The following is a 484-nucleotide window of genomic DNA, read 5'->3' on the forward strand; positions in this document are numbered from 1 at the left end:
TGAACCGCCCCGGGATTCCCGGAGACCGTTTTGCTTGAGTCATGCCGCAGTGACAGACCCAGTGAGATTTGCATAATAAGCGGCTTCTGCCTCGGCAGGTGGAATGTTGCCGATAGGACCGAAGAGCCGACGATTGTTGAACCAGTCCACCCATTCGAGCGTCGCCATTTCAACGGCCTGCAGATTGCGCCACGGTCCAAGGCGATGGATCACCTCTGCCTTGTACAAGCCGTTGATCGTTTCAGCCAGTGCGTTATCGTAGGAGTCGCCCACACTGCCCACTGACGGCTCAATGCCAGCCTCGACCAGCCGATCCGTATAGCGGATCGATACGTATTGCACGCCGCGGTCGCTGTGATGAATCAGCCCGTCCTGCTGCGCCGGCTGTCGCTCGTACAAGGCCTGCTCCAGTGCGTCCAGAACGAAGTCCGTGCGCGCCGAGCTCGATACACGCCAGCCGACAATGCGTCGGGCGAACACGTCG

General features: G+C 59.9%; 1 protein-coding gene. It reads right to left on the reverse strand.

What is annotated here, in order from left to right; genetic code table 11:
• Window positions 1-39: 39 nt before the first annotated feature.
• Window positions 40-484: DDE-type integrase/transposase/recombinase (locus J8I87_RS44210; RefSeq protein WP_209938951.1), on the reverse strand; the 445-nt coding region annotated here is incomplete at its 5' end.

Source organism: Paraburkholderia sp. LEh10 (assembly GCF_017814945.1).
GTDB lineage: Bacteria > Pseudomonadota > Gammaproteobacteria > Burkholderiales > Burkholderiaceae > Paraburkholderia.